Annotated in this window: 15 protein-coding genes; 5 read left to right on the top strand and 10 right to left on the bottom strand. The window is 75.2% G+C overall.

Annotated elements, in window-relative coordinates; translation table 11 throughout:
- Positions 1-162: 162 nt before the first annotated feature.
- Positions 163-1,176 (bottom strand): TatD family hydrolase, encoded by a 1,014-nt coding sequence (locus RF647_RS03265; protein WP_368810486.1) that lies wholly within the window; start codon positions 1,174-1,176, stop codon positions 163-165.
- Positions 1,177-1,336: 160 nt separating this feature from the next.
- On the opposite strand from RF647_RS03265, the gene RF647_RS03260 reads away from it, so the two are divergent.
- Genes RF647_RS03260 through RF647_RS03250 form a run of 3 tightly spaced genes read left to right on the top strand, consistent with a single transcriptional unit; the run spans position 1,337 to position 6,068 of the window.
- Positions 1,337-2,287, top strand: a complete 951-nt coding sequence (locus RF647_RS03260; protein WP_368810485.1) for an AAA family ATPase — start codon at positions 1,337-1,339, stop codon at positions 2,285-2,287.
- Positions 2,284-3,654, top strand: a complete 1,371-nt coding sequence (locus tag RF647_RS03255; protein ID WP_368810484.1) for a DUF58 domain-containing protein — start codon at positions 2,284-2,286, stop codon at positions 3,652-3,654. The genes RF647_RS03260 and RF647_RS03255 overlap by 4 nt, the downstream gene beginning before the upstream one ends.
- Positions 3,651-6,068 (top strand): transglutaminaseTgpA domain-containing protein, encoded by a 2,418-nt coding sequence (locus tag RF647_RS03250; protein WP_368810483.1) that lies wholly within the window; start codon positions 3,651-3,653, stop codon positions 6,066-6,068. Before RF647_RS03255 ends, RF647_RS03250 begins: the two co-directional genes overlap by 4 nt.
- Before the next feature lie 108 nt (positions 6,069-6,176).
- On the opposite strand, the gene cynS is transcribed toward RF647_RS03250, so the two are convergent.
- The 3 genes from cynS to rsmI all read right to left on the bottom strand — a co-directional run bounded on the left by cynS (position 6,177) and on the right by rsmI (position 8,619).
- Positions 6,177-6,626: a cyanase gene (cynS, locus tag RF647_RS03245; protein ID WP_368810482.1), complete on the bottom strand. Its 450-nt coding sequence runs from the start codon at positions 6,624-6,626 to the stop codon at positions 6,177-6,179.
- A 56-nt stretch (positions 6,627-6,682) separates the two neighbouring features.
- Positions 6,683-7,525 carry a formate/nitrite transporter family protein gene (locus RF647_RS03240; RefSeq protein ID WP_126349938.1) on the bottom strand — a complete coding sequence of 281 codons (843 nt, stop codon included), beginning with the start codon at positions 7,523-7,525 and terminating at the stop codon, positions 6,683-6,685.
- Positions 7,526-7,710: 185 nt separating this feature from the next.
- A complete protein-coding gene (gene rsmI / locus RF647_RS03235) occupies positions 7,711-8,619 on the bottom strand; it encodes a 16S rRNA (cytidine(1402)-2'-O)-methyltransferase (RefSeq protein ID WP_368810481.1) in 909 nt (302 codons plus the stop codon).
- A 77-nt stretch (positions 8,620-8,696) separates the two neighbouring features.
- Here rsmI and RF647_RS03230 point away from each other — a divergent pair, with 77 nt between their 5' ends.
- Positions 8,697-10,340: a dolichyl-phosphate-mannose--protein mannosyltransferase gene (locus tag RF647_RS03230; RefSeq protein ID WP_368810480.1), complete on the top strand. Its 1,644-nt coding sequence runs from the start codon at positions 8,697-8,699 to the stop codon at positions 10,338-10,340.
- Between the two features lie 9 nt (positions 10,341-10,349).
- Here RF647_RS03230 and RF647_RS03225 read toward each other — a convergent pair whose 3' ends face one another.
- The 5 genes from RF647_RS03225 to RF647_RS03205 form a co-directional block, all read right to left on the bottom strand.
- Positions 10,350-11,372: a TIGR01906 family membrane protein gene (locus tag RF647_RS03225; protein ID WP_368810479.1), complete on the bottom strand. Its 1,023-nt coding sequence runs from the start codon at positions 11,370-11,372 to the stop codon at positions 10,350-10,352.
- 122 nt (positions 11,373-11,494) lie between these two features.
- The gene (locus RF647_RS03220) at positions 11,495-12,787 is read right to left on the bottom strand and encodes an Ig-like domain-containing protein (RefSeq protein WP_368810478.1); all 1,293 of its coding nucleotides are present in this window, start codon (positions 12,785-12,787) and stop codon (positions 11,495-11,497) included.
- Positions 12,788-12,936: 149 nt separating this feature from the next.
- Entirely contained in the window at positions 12,937-13,284 is a 348-nt protein-coding gene (locus tag RF647_RS03215) for a hypothetical protein (protein ID WP_368810477.1), read from the bottom strand.
- Positions 13,285-13,400: 116 nt separating this feature from the next.
- Positions 13,401-13,919, bottom strand: coding sequence for a DUF3499 domain-containing protein (locus tag RF647_RS03210; protein WP_368810476.1), 519 nt, complete (start codon positions 13,917-13,919; stop codon positions 13,401-13,403).
- Positions 13,920-13,933: 14 nt separating this feature from the next.
- Positions 13,934-14,464, bottom strand: coding sequence for a WhiB family transcriptional regulator (locus RF647_RS03205; RefSeq protein ID WP_368810475.1), 531 nt, complete (start codon positions 14,462-14,464; stop codon positions 13,934-13,936).
- 310 nt (positions 14,465-14,774) lie between these two features.
- Here RF647_RS03205 and RF647_RS03200 point away from each other — a divergent pair, with 310 nt between their 5' ends.
- Positions 14,775-15,566, top strand: a complete 792-nt coding sequence (locus RF647_RS03200; RefSeq protein ID WP_368810474.1) for a TIGR03089 family protein — start codon at positions 14,775-14,777, stop codon at positions 15,564-15,566.
- Positions 15,567-15,576: 10 nt separating this feature from the next.
- Here RF647_RS03200 and RF647_RS03195 read toward each other — a convergent pair whose 3' ends face one another.
- Complete coding sequence (locus tag RF647_RS03195; RefSeq protein ID WP_368810473.1) at positions 15,577-16,224, bottom strand: GtrA family protein; 648 nt, start codon at positions 16,222-16,224, stop codon at positions 15,577-15,579.
- Positions 16,225-16,304 lie beyond the last annotated feature (80 nt).

Genomic DNA, 16,304 nt, shown 5'->3' with positions numbered 1-16,304 from the left:
GCCCGCCGCTGGCCCGCCGCGTGCCCGCCGCTGGCCCGCCGAGTCCCCAAAGTGCTCGCATTTCCCCAGAGAGTTTCTGGGGAAATGCGAGCACTTTGGGGACTCGGCGCGTGAAGGGGCCACGGTGTGGGGGCTCGGCGGGGGGGGGGGGGGGGCCGCGGGTCAGAAGGGGCCGTACACCTCGAGGGTGTTCGCCCAGAGGCGCTCGCACAGCGGCTCGAGCTCCTGCTCGAGGATGCCCGCCATGCCGCGCACCGTGTAGTTGACCACGTAGCTGGCGTTGGGCCGGCCCCGGTACGGGTGGGGGGTGAGGAACGGCGCGTCGGTCTCGGTGAGCACCAGCTCGGGGCGGGCGGTGCGCAGCGCGGCCTTGAGGTCGTGGCTGTTCTTGAAGGTGACGGTCCCGGAGAAGGACATGTACCAGCCGTGCTCGTTGCAGGTGCGCGCGAGCTCCTCGTCCCCGGAGAAGCAGTGGAACACGGTGCGCTCGGGGGCGCCCTCCTCCAGCAGGACGGCGACGACGTCGGCGTGGGCGTCCCGGTCGTGGATCTGCAGCGCCTTGCCGGTCTCCTGGGCGAAGCGGATGTGCTCCCGGAAGGACCGCTTCTGGTGCTCCCGCCCCTCTCCCTCGGTGCGGTAGTAGTCGAGACCGGTCTCGCCGAAGGCCCGGACCCGCTCGTGCTGCCCCAGCGCGCGGATCGCGGCGAGCGCCTCGTCCAGGGTCCCGGCGGCCGCGAGCTTCGGCGCCTCGTTGGGGTGCAGCGCCACGGCGGCCAGCACCCGGGGGTCGGCCTCGGCGGCGGCCACGGCGAAGCGGGAGGACGGGACGTCGCAGCCGACCTGGACGAGCCCGCCCACCCCGGCGAGGGCGGCGGCGTCCGCGGCGTCCCGGACCGAGACCTGGACCCGGCCGTCCTGCAGGTCCAGGTGGGTGTGGTTGTCGGCCACCGGGTGCGGCAGCGGCTCCGGGGCGGGCGGGTAGGAGAGGTTGCGGCGGCGCCCGTCGTCGGCCTGGGCCGAACGGCGCCGGGTGCCCTCCCCCGCGGGGACGTCCTCGGGCACGGCGTAGTGCTCGGGCTCGTAGGCGGCGGGGGCCGCGCCGGGGGCGGGAGCGGGCCGGGCGGCGGGGTCGGGCCACAGGGAGGCGGCGAGGAGGGTGGCGTTGGGGTCGGTCACGGGCGGCACCTCAGGAGGTCTCGGGGAGTGGATCGGGAAAGGGGGACGGGACAGTGGACAGGACAGCGGGCGGGAAACACGCGGGCACCGACCAATCTACGAGCTGGGCCCGGGCAGACATACTGGGAGCTGCAGACGCGAGCAGGAAGCCGAGGAGCCCATGGAGTCCTTCCCCCAGTACACGCAGGCGATCCTGGACCGGATCAACGCGGTGATCGACGGCAAGCCGGAGGCGGCGCGCACGGCCCTGAGCGTGCTGCTGGCCGGCGGGCACCTGCTGGTCGAGGACGTGCCAGGCGTGGGCAAGACCATGCTGGCGCGCACGCTGGCCACCGCGATCGGCGGGACGGTCTCGCGCGTGCAGTTCACCCCGGACCTGCTGCCCACGGACATCACGGGCGTCTCGGTCTACGACCAGGCCCGGCGCGAGTTCGAGTTCAAGCCCGGCCCGGTGTTCGCCAACGTGGTGATCGGGGACGAGATCAACCGGGCCTCGGCCAAGACGCAGTCGGCGCTGCTCGAGTGCATGGCGGAGGGCCAGGTCACGGCGGACGGCACGACCTACCGGCTGTCGACCCCGTTCATGGTGGTGGCCACGCAGAACCCCGTGGAGATGGACGGCACGTTCCCGCTGCCGGAGGCGCAGCGGGACCGGTTCACGGCCCGGATCTCGATGGGCTACCCGGACACCGCGGCGGAGATGACGATGCTCGTCGACCACGGCGGCGGCTCCCTGCTGGAGGGCCTGCAGCCGGTGGTCTCCCTCGAGGACGCGGCCCGCCTGGTGGCGCACGTGCGCGGCACCCACGTCTCGGACGCGGTGCGCGCCTACATCGTGGCCCTGGGCCAGGCCACGCGCTCGCACCCCCAGATCCGGCTGGGCGCCAGCCCCCGGTCGCTGCTCCAGCTGCAGGCCGCCGCCCGCGCGGAGGCCGCCCTGAGCGGGCGCGAGTACGTGCTGCCCGACGATGTGCGGGCGGTCGCGGTGCCGGTGCTCGCCCACCGCCTGATCCTGGACCGGCGCGCCGGCACCGACTCCGCGGAGGAGCTGGTGCGGGCGGTGCTGGACGAGGTGCGGGTCCCGGCCGAGCACACCCCCCGGACCCGATGAGGCGCCGGCCGGCGCCGGGGCGCACGGCGGAGGGCGAGCGGGCGGAGCAGCCCCTGGACTCCCGCGCCCGGTTCACGGGGCGCGGCTGGGCCTTCCTGGGGGCGGGCGCCCTGTGCCTGCTGCTGGCCACCTGGCTGGGCCGCAAGGACGTGCTGGCGCTGGCCCTGTTCCTCGGCGGCACCCCCCTGTTCGCGGCCCTGTCCCTGTACGTGGTGAAGCCCAGGGTGCTGCTCAAGCGCGGCGTGGACCCGGCGCTGGTGACGGCCGGGGACTCCGCCGTGGTCCGGCTGCGCGTGCGGCACCGGACCCGGCGCGGCGGGACGGTCACCGGAGCGGTCGCCGTGCACGAGACGGTCCCGGAGCCGCTGGGCGGGGACCGCGAGCTGGTCGTGGAGGCCGGCGGGGAGCCCGCCGCCTACACCGTGCGCCCCCGCCGCCGGGGCGTGTACGCCCTGGGACCGGCCACCGTGCGGGTCGCCGACCCGTTCGGTCTCGCCGCCGAGCTGCTCGACGCCTCCGAGCGCACGTCCCTGCACGTGGCCCCGGACCCAGTGGAGCTGCCGGAGATCAGCGCCGACCGGCTGCGGGAGTCCGGCACCGACCCGTCCCGGACCGCGCAGCCGCAACCGGGCCCGGACAACGTCACCACCCGCGAGTACCGTCACGGCGACCCGATGCGCCGGGTGCACTGGGCCGCCTCCGCGAAGCACGGCCGGCTGATGGTCCGCCAGGAGGACCCCCGCAGCACCCGCCGTCTCACCCTGGTCCTGGACCGCGACGAGGCCTCCTGGCCCGGGGAGCGCCTGTGGGCCGGTGTGCTCCCCAGCACCGCCGAGTTCGAGTGGGCCGTGTCCTTCACGGCCGCTGTGCTGGAGCACCTCACCCAGCGTGAGACCGCCCTGCACGCCCTCGACACCTTCGGGCGCCCGCTCCCCCGCGGCGGCGAGGACGACGACGACGCTCCCGCCCGCAGCCGCGCCACCGCCGTCACCGACGACGGCGCCGAGGACGCCCGGCACGGGCTCGCGCGGGTCCGCCCCGAGCCCGCACTCCGGGAGACGGGGACCGGCGGGACCGCGGAGGACGCGCTGGCCGAGCGGTTCGACCGCGACGGCCTGGTCCACCCCGTGCTGCTGGTCTCGGGGGACCTCTCCGCGGCGGCCGCCGAGCGGATCCTGGGCGGCACGCGGCGGGCGGCCGCCGGCAGCGCCGTGCTGGTGACCTCCTCCCCCGACCACGTCCCGGACGGGGCGGCGGTGCTCGAGGCGGCGGGCTGGTCCGTCGTCGTCGTGCCGGCGTCCGCCGCGCCCGAGGACGCGTGGGCGCAGCTGGGCTCCGGGGCCCGCGCGGCCGGGGCCGTCCGGTGAGCGCCGCCGTCCGCGCCCCTGCGCCCGCCCGCCCGCCGGAGACCGTCGGACCACCGGAGGACGCCGGGACGGGCCGCCGCCCGGTGCTCGCCGTGCTGGGCCTGGCCGGCACGGTCCTCGTGGCGGTCGGGCTGTCCCTCGTGGCGCTGGCCGGGGTCCTCGACGGCGCGGGCTGGGTCCCCGGTGCGCTGCTCGCGGCCCTCGCCGTGGTCGTGGCGACCACGACGTCCCGCGCGCTGCGGCTGCCGGGCCTGCTGGCGCCCCTGTTCGGCGCCGGCGCCCTGACGCTCGTGCTCACGGTGCTGTTCCTGCGCGAGCCCGCGCTGCTCGGCCTCGTGCCCACCCCCGGGAGCCTGTCCCTCGGCGCGGAGCTGTGGCGGGAGGCGGCCGGGATCGTCGCGGATCGGCCGGCCCCGTATCCGGGGGCCGCGGCGCTCGCGTTCGTCGCCGCCCTCGCCACGGGTCTCGTGACCTTGTTCGTGGACACGGTGCTCGTGGCGCTGCGGCTGCCGGGGGTCAGCGCCCTCGGCGTGCTGGCGCTGCTGGTGGTGCCCGCCTTGGTGCTGCCCGAGAGCGTGGGCGCGGCCGGGACGGCGGCCGCGGTGCTCGCGGCCCTGGTCCTGCTCGGCGGCGGACGGCGCTTCGGCGCGGTCCGCGAGCCCCGCACCGCCGCGGCGCCGGGCAGCTGGCCGCGGGCCCTCGTGGTGGGCGCCGGTGTGCTCGCGGTGACCCTGCTGGTCCCGGGTCTGGTGCCCGGCTTCGTCAACGGCGCGTTCCCCCAGGGCAGCGGTCTCGCCGGCGAGCGCGCCTCCGGGGTGGGCCCGCTGCGGGCCGTGGGGCAGGACCTGCGCTCCGCGCAGCAGCTGCCGCGCCTCGAGTACACGACGAGCACGGACGAGCCCGAGCTGCTGCGGGTGCTCACGCTCTCCGACTTCTCCGGGGCGGAGTGGTTCCCGGACACCACGGGGCTGGACCCCGAGCTCGACGAGCTCGGCCCCACCCCGATGCACCCGGTGGGCGAGGGCCCCGAGCGCAGCACCTCCGTGGAGCTGCGGGACTGGTCCGAGCGCTGGCTGCCGCTGCCGTGGGCGGCCGTGGACGTGGTGGGGCTCGAGGACGGCGGCTGGGCCTGGAGCCCGCTCGACCTCACCGTGCACGGGGAGCAGGTCCCGCCGGAGGGCACTGCCTACGAGGTCCGCTCGATCGTGCCCGAGCCCACGTCCGCGCGGCTGCGCGAGGCCCCCGCCGCGCGGGGCTCCCCGGAGCTCGCCCCGTTCCGCGAGCTGCCGGGCGAGACCCCGGCCGCCCTCCGGGACGCGGCCCGGGAGCGGGCGGGGGACGCCCCCACCGCCTTCGACCAGGCCCTGGCCCTGCAGGAGTGGCTGCGCTCTGACGAGTTCCGCTACGACGTGGACGCCCCGCTCGCGCAGGGCTACGACGCCGGCGGCATGGCCTCCCTCGAGGAGTTCCTGGCCGTGCGCACGGGCTACGCCGGGCACTTCGCCCCGGCGATGGCCGTCATGGCGCGGGAGCTCGGCATCCCCGCCCGCGTGGCGGTCGGCTACCTCCCGGCCACCGGCGCCGCCCCGGACGGGTTGGCGGACGCCGACGAGCCGTTCGGGAACGGGGCTGAGGCGGGTGCCTTCATGGTCCTGCCCCGCGACGCGCACGCGTGGCCGGAGCTGTGGTTCGAGGGTTCCGGGTGGGTGCGCTTCGAGCCGACCCCCGGCACCGGCGACCTCCCCGGCTACGCCGCCGAGGGGCCGCAGGACGGGGACGGGCAGTTGCAGGACGGCGAGGGCACCGCGGAGCCCACCGGCGCGCCGACCGGCGCCCCCACCCCGGCGAGCACGGCGGACAGCCCCGACGAGGACGCGCCGTCCGCCGAGCCGACCGCCGTGCCTACCCCGGAGGCCCCCGCCGCGCCGGAGCCCGACGACGACGCCGGACCGGCCGGGTGGTTGCCGTGGCTGGCCGGGATCCTGACCGCCGCGCTGCTCGCCCTGCTGGCTGCCCTCCCCCGGCTCCTCCGGACCCGGCGGCGACGGCGCCGGATGCGGGTGCTGGGCGATGCGCAGGCGCCGGCGGCCGATCGGGCCCTGGCGGGGTGGGCGGAGGTCGAGGACCTGGGTGTCGACCACGGGCTGGGCCGCGCCGCCGCGGAGACGCCGCGGGCCTACGTGGACCGGCTGGACGCCGTGGTCCCGGCCGCCGCGCCGGCGCTGGGGCGGCTCGGCCGCGACGTGGAGCGGGCCCTCTACGCGCCGGGCACCGCGGCGTGGACCCCGGAGGCCGGCCCCGAGGACGTCGCGGCGCTGCGGTCGGGTCTGGCCGGGCGCGGCGGCCCCGGTGCACGGCGCGCCCGGTGGCTCCCCCGCTCGGTGACGCCCCGCTCGGTGACGCCCCGCCGCTGAGCGGCCCGAACGCCGAGTCCCCCCGGTGCTGGCAGTTTCCCCCGATCGATCCGGGGGAACTGCCAGCACCGGGGGGACTCGGCGGGCAACGGGGTCAGGGGCGGGGCGTCACCACTTGTAGTCGAGGAACTTCCCGTCGAAGGTGACCACCACACGGTCGCCGTCCGGGTCGGCCCGGCGGGAGACGTCGACCCGGAAGTTGATGGCGCTCATGATCCCGTCGCCGAACTCCTCGTGGATGAGTTCCTTCAGAGCCGGCCCGTACACGGAGAGCGCCTCGACGAAGCGGTAGACCGTGGGGTCCGTCATCCGCGCCGGGTCGCTGCCGCGGGACGGCTGCTGCTGCAGGCTCTCGGCGACCGTCCCGTCCAGGCCCAGGAGGTCGCAGACCTGCCGGGCCTGTTCCGGGGTCATCGGGTGCTGGCCCAGCAGCGCGGCGGTCGTCCAGACGTGCGGGGCGCGGATCTCGTCGGCGATCTCGCGCCAGGACAGGCCGCGGCGCACCCGGGCGGCGACCACCAGGTCGGCGGCGTCGGACTTGGTCAGGATCGGGGTCATGCGGGGCTCCTCGGGAGTCGGCGAGCTGGTGGGGGCGGGTCGGCCGGATCCGGTGCTCACGCGACCGGGACGCGGTCCTCCTGCGCCGCCGGCCGGATGCGGGGCGCCCCGGTGCGGGCGTGGGTGGCGTAGAGGGTGAGGCCCACGAAGGTCAGCCCGCCCACCAGGTTGCCGAGCACGGTGGGGATCTCGTTCCACACGAGGTAGTCCATGACCGAGAAGTCGCCGCCGAGGAGCAGGCCGGAGGGGAACAGGAACATGTTGACGATCGAGTGCTCGAAGCCCATGTAGAAGAACAGCATGATGGGCATCCACATCGCGATCACCTTGCCGGAGACGCTGGTGGACATCATCGCGGCGACCACCCCGGTGGAGACCATCCAGTTGCACAGGACGGCGCGGACGAACAGCGTCAGCATCCCGGCGGCGCCGAACTCGGCGTAGCCGACGGTCCGGCCCTCGCCGATCTCGCCGATCTGGCGGCCGACCTCGTCCGGGGGCAGGGAGAAGCCGTAGGTGAAGATGATCGCCATCAGCACGGCCACGACGAACGCTCCGGCGAAGTTGCCGGCGAACACCAGGCCCCAGTTGCGCAGCATCGAGCGGACGGTGACGCCAGGGCGCTTGTCGATGAGCGCGAGCGGCACGAGGGTGAACACGCCGGTCAGGAGGTCGAAACCCAGCAGGTACAGCAGGCAGAACCCGACCGGGAAGAGCACGGCCCCGAGCAGAGGCTCGCCCGTCCGCACGGTGACGGTGACGGCGAAGGCCGCGGCGAGCGCGAGGATCGCACCGGCCATGAACGCACGGATCAGGGTGTCACGGGTGGACATGGCGACCTTCGCCGCTCCGGCGTCGATCATCTTCGTGACGAAGTCGGCGGGCATCACATAGGACATGGCATGGCTCCGTTGCTGGACGGACAGGAGGATGCCGGGTCCCGCGCGGCACGTGCCCCGCTCCCGGCACGTCCCAGTCTGGACGGGCCGTGTTTCCGCACCGTGTCCCCGTCCGCTCCCAAGGGTCAACTCGGCCTCACCGGGGCGCGGCGCGCCTGTGAGGCGACGCCCGGGCCGGACGGCCCCTATGCCTTGCGGGCGGCCAGCACCGTCTCGTAGAGCTCCCGCTTGCCCACGCCCGTGCGCTCGGCCACGCGACCGGCGGCGTCCTTGAGCCGGGTGCCGGCGGCCACGAGCGCCTCGACCTCGGCCACGAGGTCCTCGGGTCGCGCGGCCTCGGGGGCGGGGGCACCGGCGACGACGACGGCGATCTCCCCGCGCACCTGCCCCTGCCCGCACCAGTCCACGAGCTCGGTGAGCGAGCCCCGCACGACCTCCTCGTGCAGCTTGGTGAGCTCCCGGGCGACGACCGCCCGGCGGCCCGGGCCGAACGCGTCCCGCAGCGCGGCGAGCATGACCTCGAGCCGGTGCGGGGCCTCGTAGAAGACCATGGTGCGCCGCTCGCCGTCGAGCTCCGCCAGCCGGGTGGCACGCTCCGAGGACTTCCGCGGCAGGAAGCCCTCGAACGTGAACCGGTCCGTGGGCAGACCGGACACGGCCAGTGCCATCAGCACCGCCGAGGGGCCGGGGATCGCGGTCACGGTCAGGCCCTCGGCGGCCGCGGCCTCCGCGAGCCGGTAGCCGGGGTCGGAGACGGTGGGCATCCCGGCGTCGGAGAGGACCAGCACGGTGCCGCCGGCACGGACGGCGTCGAGCAGCTCGGCGACCCGTCCGGCCTCGTTGTGCTCGTGGTGGGTGAGCACCCGGCCGCGCGTGGTGACCCCCAGCCCGGCGGTGAGCCGGCGCAGCCGCCGGGTGTCCTCCACGGCGAGCACGTCCGCGGTCTCGAGGGCCACCCGCAGCCGGGGCGGCGCGTCCCCGAGGTTGCCGATCGGAGTGCCCGCCAGGACCACCTGCCCGGGACCCGCGGCGGCGCCGTCGGAGGCGCCGGTCGGGGCGTCGGCAGGAGTGTCGTCGTGGGGTTGCGTGTGCACGGGTCCACTCTACGGCGCGCCCCGCGGGCCCTCCCTCGGCTCAGCGGGCGCCGGGACGCGTCCCCTACGATGACACCGTGAGTTCCTCGGTGCGCGCCCCAGTCCTGGCGCCGGAGCCTCGGCCGGCGGCACCGGTGGGCACCCTGCGCCGATCCCTGGCCCCCGCCGCCCTGCGGGAGCGGCTGCTGCCGGCCCCCGCGGCGGTGACCCGGTTCGCGTGGCTGGGGCCGCTGCTGGTGGTCCTGCTCGGCGGGCTGCTGCGCTTTTACCGGCTCTCCCACCCGGACGCGATCGTCTTCGACGAGACCTACTACGTGAAGGACTCCTACTCGCTGCTGCTGCACGGCTACGAGCGGCAGTGGCCGGAGGGCGCCGACGAGCTGTTCGTGGCAGGCACCCCGCCGGAGGCCCTGGCCACCCCCTCCTACGTGGTGCACCCGCCGGCCGGGAAGTGGCTCATCGCGTTCGGCATGTGGCTCTTCGGCGCCGAGGACCCGCTGGGGTGGCGCTTCTCCGCGGCCCTGGTCGGGACGCTGTCCATCGCGCTGGTGTGCGCCGCCGGGTGGCTGCTCTTCCGCTCGGTCACGGTGGCCACGCTCGCGGGGCTGTTCACCGCGGTGGACGGGCTGCACCTGGTGCAGTCCCGGCTCGCGATGCTGGACGTGTTCCTGATGTTCTTCGTGCTGCTCGCGTTCGTCCTGCTCCTGCTGGACCGGGAGCACGGGCGCCGCCGCCTGGTCGCCCGGCTGGGGGTGGCCCCGGGCCGCGACGTCCCGGAGGCGGAGCTGCGGCGCCGCCTGGAATGGGGTCCGTGGCTGGGCGTGCGCTGGTGGCGGATCGCGGCGGGCGCGGCCTGCGGGCTCGCGGTGGGCGTGAAGTGGAGCGCCCTGTTCCTGGTGGCCGGGCTGGGCGTGCTCACGGTGCTGTGGGACCTCAACGCCCGCCGGGTGGCCGGGGTGCGGCGCTGGCTGCTCGCCGGGGTGCTCAAGGACGGCGTGCCCGCGTTCTTCGCCGTCGTCGGGACGGGCCTGGTGGTCTACGTGTCCACCTGGGCGGGCTGGTTCGCCTCGACGGACGCCTACGACCGCACCTGGGCGCAGCAGCACCCCGGCGAGGGCCCGCAGTGGCTGCCCGCGCCCCTGCGCTCGCTGTGGGCCTACCACTCCTCCGCCTACGGCTTCCACAGCGGCCTGGGCACCGAGCACGCCTACGAGGCGCTGCCGTGGCTGTGGCTGACGCTGGGCCGGCCCACCTCCTACTTCTACGAGGACCCGGAGCGGGGCAGGGCCGGGTGCGCGGTGGAGCACTGCTCGCAGGCGATCCTCAACATCGGCAACCCGCTCCTGTGGTGGACGGCGATCGCCGCCGTGCTCGTGGCCGCGTGGCTGTGGGCCGTGCGGCGGGACTGGCGCTTCGGGGCGCTGACCGGTGTGTTCGCCGCCGGGTACCTGCCCTGGTTCCTGTACCCCGAGCGCACCATGTACTACTTCTACGCGCTGCCCGTGCAGCCGGCCCTGATGCTCATGCTCGCCGGCATGCTCGGCCTAGTCCTGGGCCGGCCCGGGGACACCGTGCGGCGCCGGCGCGCGGGTCTCGCGGTGGTGGGCGTGTTCACGGCCGCGGTGCTCCTGCTCAGCGCGCACTTCGCCCCCGTCTGGTACGCGGAGACCGTCGAGTACGCCCAGTGGCGGGAGCGGATGTGGTTCACCGCCTGGATCTGACCCGCCGGCTCAGCGACCGGCCAGCCGCCGCTTGAGCTCCTGCCGCCGGCGCACCCGATCGAGGGCCCGGTGCCGGCGGAAGGCCGTGGGCCAGGTGGCGGCCATGACCGCGAGCGCCCCCAGGAGGGCGAGGCCGGCCACGGCGATCGCGGCGTCCATCCAGAACTGGGTGGGGTACAGCCGGATGAGGGTGTCCGAGGCCCGGAAGGTCCAGGACCCGTCCGCGAAGAACAGGGAGTGGAACAGCGCGAAGAACTGCTGCCAGCCGAGCACCGCCGCGACCGCCAGCGCCACCAGCAGCGCCACGGTCAGCCACGAGCCGAAGAACAGGGCGCCGGAGGCGGCCCCCGGGGCCTTCGCCCGCAGGTACAGGCACGAGACGAGGCCGAGCAGCGCGAGGACCGCGACCACCGCGAGCGCGGACTGCAGCACGATCTTCACGTCGGTCATGTGCGCGACCTCGGAGCCCATAAACAGCTGGGCGCCGTCCGCGTCCTGCAGCCCGCCGAGGAACCCGGCCGGGGCCCAGTTCATGACGTAGTCCAGTCCATAGGAGCCGAAGACCATCCGCTCCTCGGTGGAGAAGCCGTAGGAGTCCGCCGGGAAGCCCGGGCGGTGGTACTCCGCCCACAGGAACAGCGGCGTGGCCACCACGCGCACGGCCGCGGCGAGCAGCGCGAGCGGGAGCACGAGCGCCAGGAGGACCTGCTGCAGCCGCGGCAGCCGCGGCTCGTCCGCCAGCGCGTCCCGGCGCAGCGCGGACCGGCGGCGCGCCTCCGCGTCCGGGTCCTCGTCCCCCGCGGCCTCGTCGGCCCCGACGGCACGGGAGCCGCCCCCCGTGCGGCCCGTCCCGGCGCCGCGGCTCCCGCCGCGCCCACCGGGGCGGTCGTCGTCGTGCGCGCCGTCGGGCGCGCTCTCCGCGGGGACGACGGCGGGGAGCAGGCCCGTCCACACGGGCTCCTCGCGCTGCCGGTCGTCCGCGGGCGGGTCCGCCTGCTGCCAGGGGGCCTTGTCGTTGCTGGGGGTGGCCACGGGCGGGTCCTTCGGTCGGAGGGGGTCGGTGGTCCGGGGCGGGCGGGTGCGCTCCGGCCGGTCCCGATCCTACCCACCGCCGGCCCCCTCCCTCACCCGCGGGGGGGCTCACCGGCGGGGGCTCACCAGTCGCCCTTCCATTCCTCGTCCGCGTAGTGCTCGAGCGGGATGTTCCAGTCGCCGTACCCGTCGTCGGGATCGGCCTGCGGGTAGCCGGTGCCCACGACCTCCACGACGTCCCCGGGACGGAACACGTCGTGGATGAACTTCGCGCCCTCGGGCGGCATGCCCACGCACCCGTGGGAGACGTTGGCGATCCCCAGGACGGGCAGCGCGGAGGGCAGCGCCTGGTGCACGAACTCGCCGCTGGCGGTCAGCCGGGACACGTTGGAGGCCCAGAACGTGTCGTACCAGTGCGGGTCCCCCGGCTCCAGGTCCAGCGAGGAGGCTTTGAACAGGTACGTCGGGGCCTGCTCCATGATGACCTTCTGCCCGGTGGTCGAGGGCCAGTCCGGATTGCCCAGGGTCACGGGGAACGTCCCCGCGACCTCGCCGTCCACCCAGGCGGTCAGCGTCTTGGTCTCGTTGTCCACCCGGGCGTAGTGCTCGGCGCCGGTCGAGAAGCTCCGGCGCAGGTCGTGGTTGCCCACCATGCCGTGGCCCACGTCGAGTCCGAGGAGGTCCAGGGAGACCGTGATCTCCGAGCGCGGCGCCCACTTCTCGGCGGGGCGGTAGCGCAGCGTCGTGTCCGAGTACCAGCGGAAGGCGCCCGCCCGGTCCCCGCCGCCGTCCACGGTGACGGCCTCCTCGACCTGCTCCTTGTGCACGACGGGCTCGGAGAAGATGAACTCCAGGACCTGACCGGTGCCGTAGACCCCGCCCTCGGCCACGTTGAGGCGCACGTCGACCTCGTTCGCCGCGAGAACGGTCGTGAACGTGCTCGTGCTTGTGGTCGGACCCGTCCCGGAGGCGGCGCTCCAGTGCAGGACGTAGGGGGTGTCGAAGGCCAGGACCGCGGTGCTGGTCCAGGTGCGGCCGTCGGCGGAGAGCTCCCCGGGCACCGGTTCCCCGCCGGCGGCGGGCACCAGCACGACGTCGGTCAGCTCGCCCCCGTCGGCGCGCACCACGACCGGTTCCACGGGGTTGTGCTCGACCGCGGCGTCCGCGGGGACGATGGTGACCTCGGCCGGTGCGGCCGTGGCCGGCCCGCTCGGGGACGGCGTGGCCGGGGCGGTGGTGGTCGGGGCGGTGGTGGTCGGGGCGGTGGCGGCCGGCTCGTCCGCGGGGGCCCCGGAGGCCTGCGCGCAGCCGGTGGCGAGCAGGACCGTCACGGCCCCCAGCGCGAACAGTCGCCGGGGGGACGGCAGCGCTCGCGGGGCGGGGGGCGCGGGAACCGGGCAGGAGGACAGGGGCATGGGAAGCGGCACCTCGGGCGTCTGGGGGGTGGGGGGAACGCTGGGGAACTGCCCCCACGATAGGTCCGCCGGCCGCGCAGGACCCCACCCACCGCCCTTCGGTCACGAATGTTAACGCCTTCGTGACCCCCTGCGACGTGTCCGGTGCCTCAGCGCCCGGGGGTCAGGCAGGCGATGCCGTGGGCGATCGGATAGACCGGGTGCACGCCGTCACGGAACGGGCGGTCGCTCATCAGCCGGTCGGCGTCCACGGGGATCAGCGTCCCGCCCGTGAGGGGGCACCGCAGGAGCTCGAGCAGACCGGGCGCCAGGGCGACCGCCACGGGGGGCACCGGCTCCGGCTCGGGCACCGGCAGCGCCCAGGGGGCGGGGCGGCGGTCGGTCGGTGCGTCGTGGTGCCGCGCCGGCCTGTTCTCGTGGCGGGTCTCGGTGCGGAGACCGGTGTGGAACTCGGCGTGGAGTTCGGGGGCCGGCTGCGTCGTTGCAGGGACAGTCATGGGGGGACTCCTGGTGCTCCGGGGGGAAGAGCCTTCCGCACCGGACAGGTGCGGTCTGCGGCCCATCCTAGGGGCGGAGCACGGGCACGGTGCGGAACCGGCCGGGGACGCGCGGTTCAGGCCTCGGGCTGGGCGGAGCCCCCGCGCACGGCGGGCCGGCGCAGGTGCGCCCGGCGCAGGGCCGCGGGCACCGGGACGTCGTTCCACGGCACCTCGGGGGCCGGCTCCGGGGCGGGCCGCGGAGCACGCTCGGGCACGGCCGGGCGGGACGCGGACGGTGCCGGGGATGCCGGCGAGGAGGGTCGCGGCAGGGAGACGTCGCGCAGCACCGTCCGCGGGCGGTCGCGGACGGGCGCCGGGGGCTCGCTCTCCCGGACCGCCTCCGCCACGGCGCCGATGTCCTCGCGCCGGGCCCGCGCCTCCGGCGGCTCCAGCCGGACCACGCGCCAGCCCCGGGGCACCGTGAGCCGGTCGGCGTGCACGGCGCACAGGTCGTAGGCGTGGGGCTCCGCGTGTCCGGCGAGCGGGCCGACCACGGCGGTCGAGTCCGAGTACACGTAGGTCAGGGTCGTGACGGCGTCCCGCCTGCAGGTCTGGCGGGAGCAGAGGCGGGTGGGACTGCCGGAGGAGCTCATGGCCCGAAACTACCTCAGCGGGCGAGACGGCGCAGGCGGCGGCGCTCGCGCTCGGAGAGCCCGCCCCAGATGCCGAACTTCTCGTCCTTGCTCATCGCGTAGTCGAGGCACTCCGCCTGCACGGGGCAGGCCTCGCACACGCGCTTGGCGTCACGCGTGGACCCGCCCTTCTCGGGGAAGAAGGCCTCCGGATCGGTCTGGGCGCACAGCGCGTCGGTCTGCCACGCGAGCTCGCCCTCGTCCTCGTCCACGGCGTACAGCCCGGCCACGGCGCTCCAGTCGGAGCCCTCGTCGGCGGCCGGCGCCTCGAGCAGGTCGAGAGCGGGTGCCGCTCCGGCACCGGAGAGGTTCTGGACGGCCTCGTGGGCCCGCAGGTAGGCCGTGGCCTGGTCCTCCATGCTCCCGGCCGCTCGGCGGACGTGCCGCTCTGCGGCCCGGGGGTCGACGGGATCCACGAACCAGTCCTCGGGCACCGAGCGCATGCTCAGCCGATGGGCCTCGAGGGGGCTGGATTCCACGACCTGCTGTCGTGCGGCCTCTCCCATGACTTTCCTTCCATCCGACACGATTGCTCGGGTGCGGCGCAGTACGGGGGTCGCCGACCCTGTGCATCCCGGAGAACGTATCCTTGCTGATCGTCTGCCGGACTTCCCAATTACACGTGTGTAACTAGTACGGAGTCAACCCGTCTCGGGTGACCGCCCATGCCACGATATCCGGGAAGAATGTCTTTGGGAGTAGACGTTTTTCCACGTCACGGCCCGATTTTCGACAGGACGCCGCAGAGGGCGAAGAATGCGGCCCTACGCATATGCCGCACCGCCGCCGCGGGCACGGCAGCCACGAGGAGGAACCATGGACACCGCGACCCCCCGATCTGTCCCCCGTTTGGTGGACAAGCTGCGCAGCAGCAGCCGCCCGGCCCTGATCTGGTACGGCGGGGACGGCGAGCGCGTGGAGCTCTCGGGGCGGGTCCTCGACAACTGGGTGGCCAAGACCGCGAACCTGTGGGTGGACGAGCTCGACCTCGAGGCGGGCGATGTCGTGGCCGTCGGCGACGAGGTGCACTGGCGCAGTCTCGCGGCCGTCCTCGGCTCGTGGACCATGGGGGCCGCGGTGCGGGTGGTCGATCCCCTCAAGGACGCGGCGGAGCCCGGGGACCGGGCCGTGGTGGGCCTCGTCGACCCGCAGGGGGCGACGCCCCCGCTGCTGGACCGGGTGCCGGTCGGGGCGCGGGCCGTGATCCTGGACCGGCCGGCGCTCTCGCTCGGCCACCGCGGCGAGCTGCCGGACGGGGACGTCCTCGACTACTGCGCCGAGGTCCGCTCCCACGCGGACGTCTACGACGGCCTCGAGGAGCCGGCGCCGGATGGTGCCGCGCTCCGGGCCGCGGGCACCGGCGACGGCTTCCTGCCGCACGACCGGCTGATGCCGGCCGCGGGCGAGCTCGCGGCCGGGCGGGAGAGCGCCTGGGGGACGGCGTCGGCCGTGCACGTGCCGGGCCGGCGGATGGACGCCGAGTTCCTGCTGCGCGTGCTGGCCGTGCTGGCCGGGAGCCGGGCCGCGGTCGTCACGGACCGCCCGGCGGACGCGGCCGACGACGGATGGCGGTCCGTGCTGGCGGCCGAGAACGCCGTCGCGTTCTGAGCGGGACGGCTCAGCGCCCCTCCGCCGGCTCCGTGCTTCCGTGGCTCTCGTGGGTGTCCGAGCCGGGGGCCGCCGCGCTCCCCGCGCGGTGACGGGCGCCCTCCCGGTGGGGGTGCTGGTGCGCGCGGTGGGGGTGCTCGGCGCCCTCCGCGGGCTGGTGGCCCGTGATCAGGGCGATCTCGAGGGCCGCGGTGTCCGCGAAGTTGGGGTCCTCGTCGAGCTCCTCGGTGAACACCCAGAAGCGGTAGGCGAAGTACCGGAAGACGGTGCCGAGGATGGTGCCGATGATCGTGCCGGACACGAAGGACGCGTAGGCGCTGGTGAGACCCAGCACGTAGTAGCTGAAGCCGAGGCAGCCGAGCTCGATGGCCATGCCGATGCCGTTGGCCACGAGGAACTGGACCAGCTCGCGGCGCTTGTCCGACTGGCGCTTGTGCCGGAAGGTCCACAGCCGGTTGGCGACCCACGCGAAGACGATGGCCACGGCCGTCGCCACGAACTTGGCCTTGAGGTGGCCGTCCTCGAACACCGTGTGCATCAGGACCCAGGTGAGCGACGCGTTGATCACGAACGCGAGGGCGCCGACGACGCCGAACTTCATGAGTTCCTTGACGAACAGGTGCCACAGGGCATCGAAACGGTCGACGAGACGGTTCACGCGGCTTCAGGTCTCCCAGGTGGTGAGGCGGTGGGCGCCGGCCGGCGCGGCGGTCGACGCGCACGGGAGAGCACCCGCGG

It is taken from the genome of Kocuria sp. CPCC 205263, from assembly GCF_040981075.1.
Classification (GTDB): Bacteria; Actinomycetota; Actinomycetes; order Actinomycetales; family Micrococcaceae; genus Kocuria; species Kocuria rosea.
Note: the sequence above shows the minus strand (reverse complement) of the source record. Positions and strands in the feature narration are given on the sequence as shown.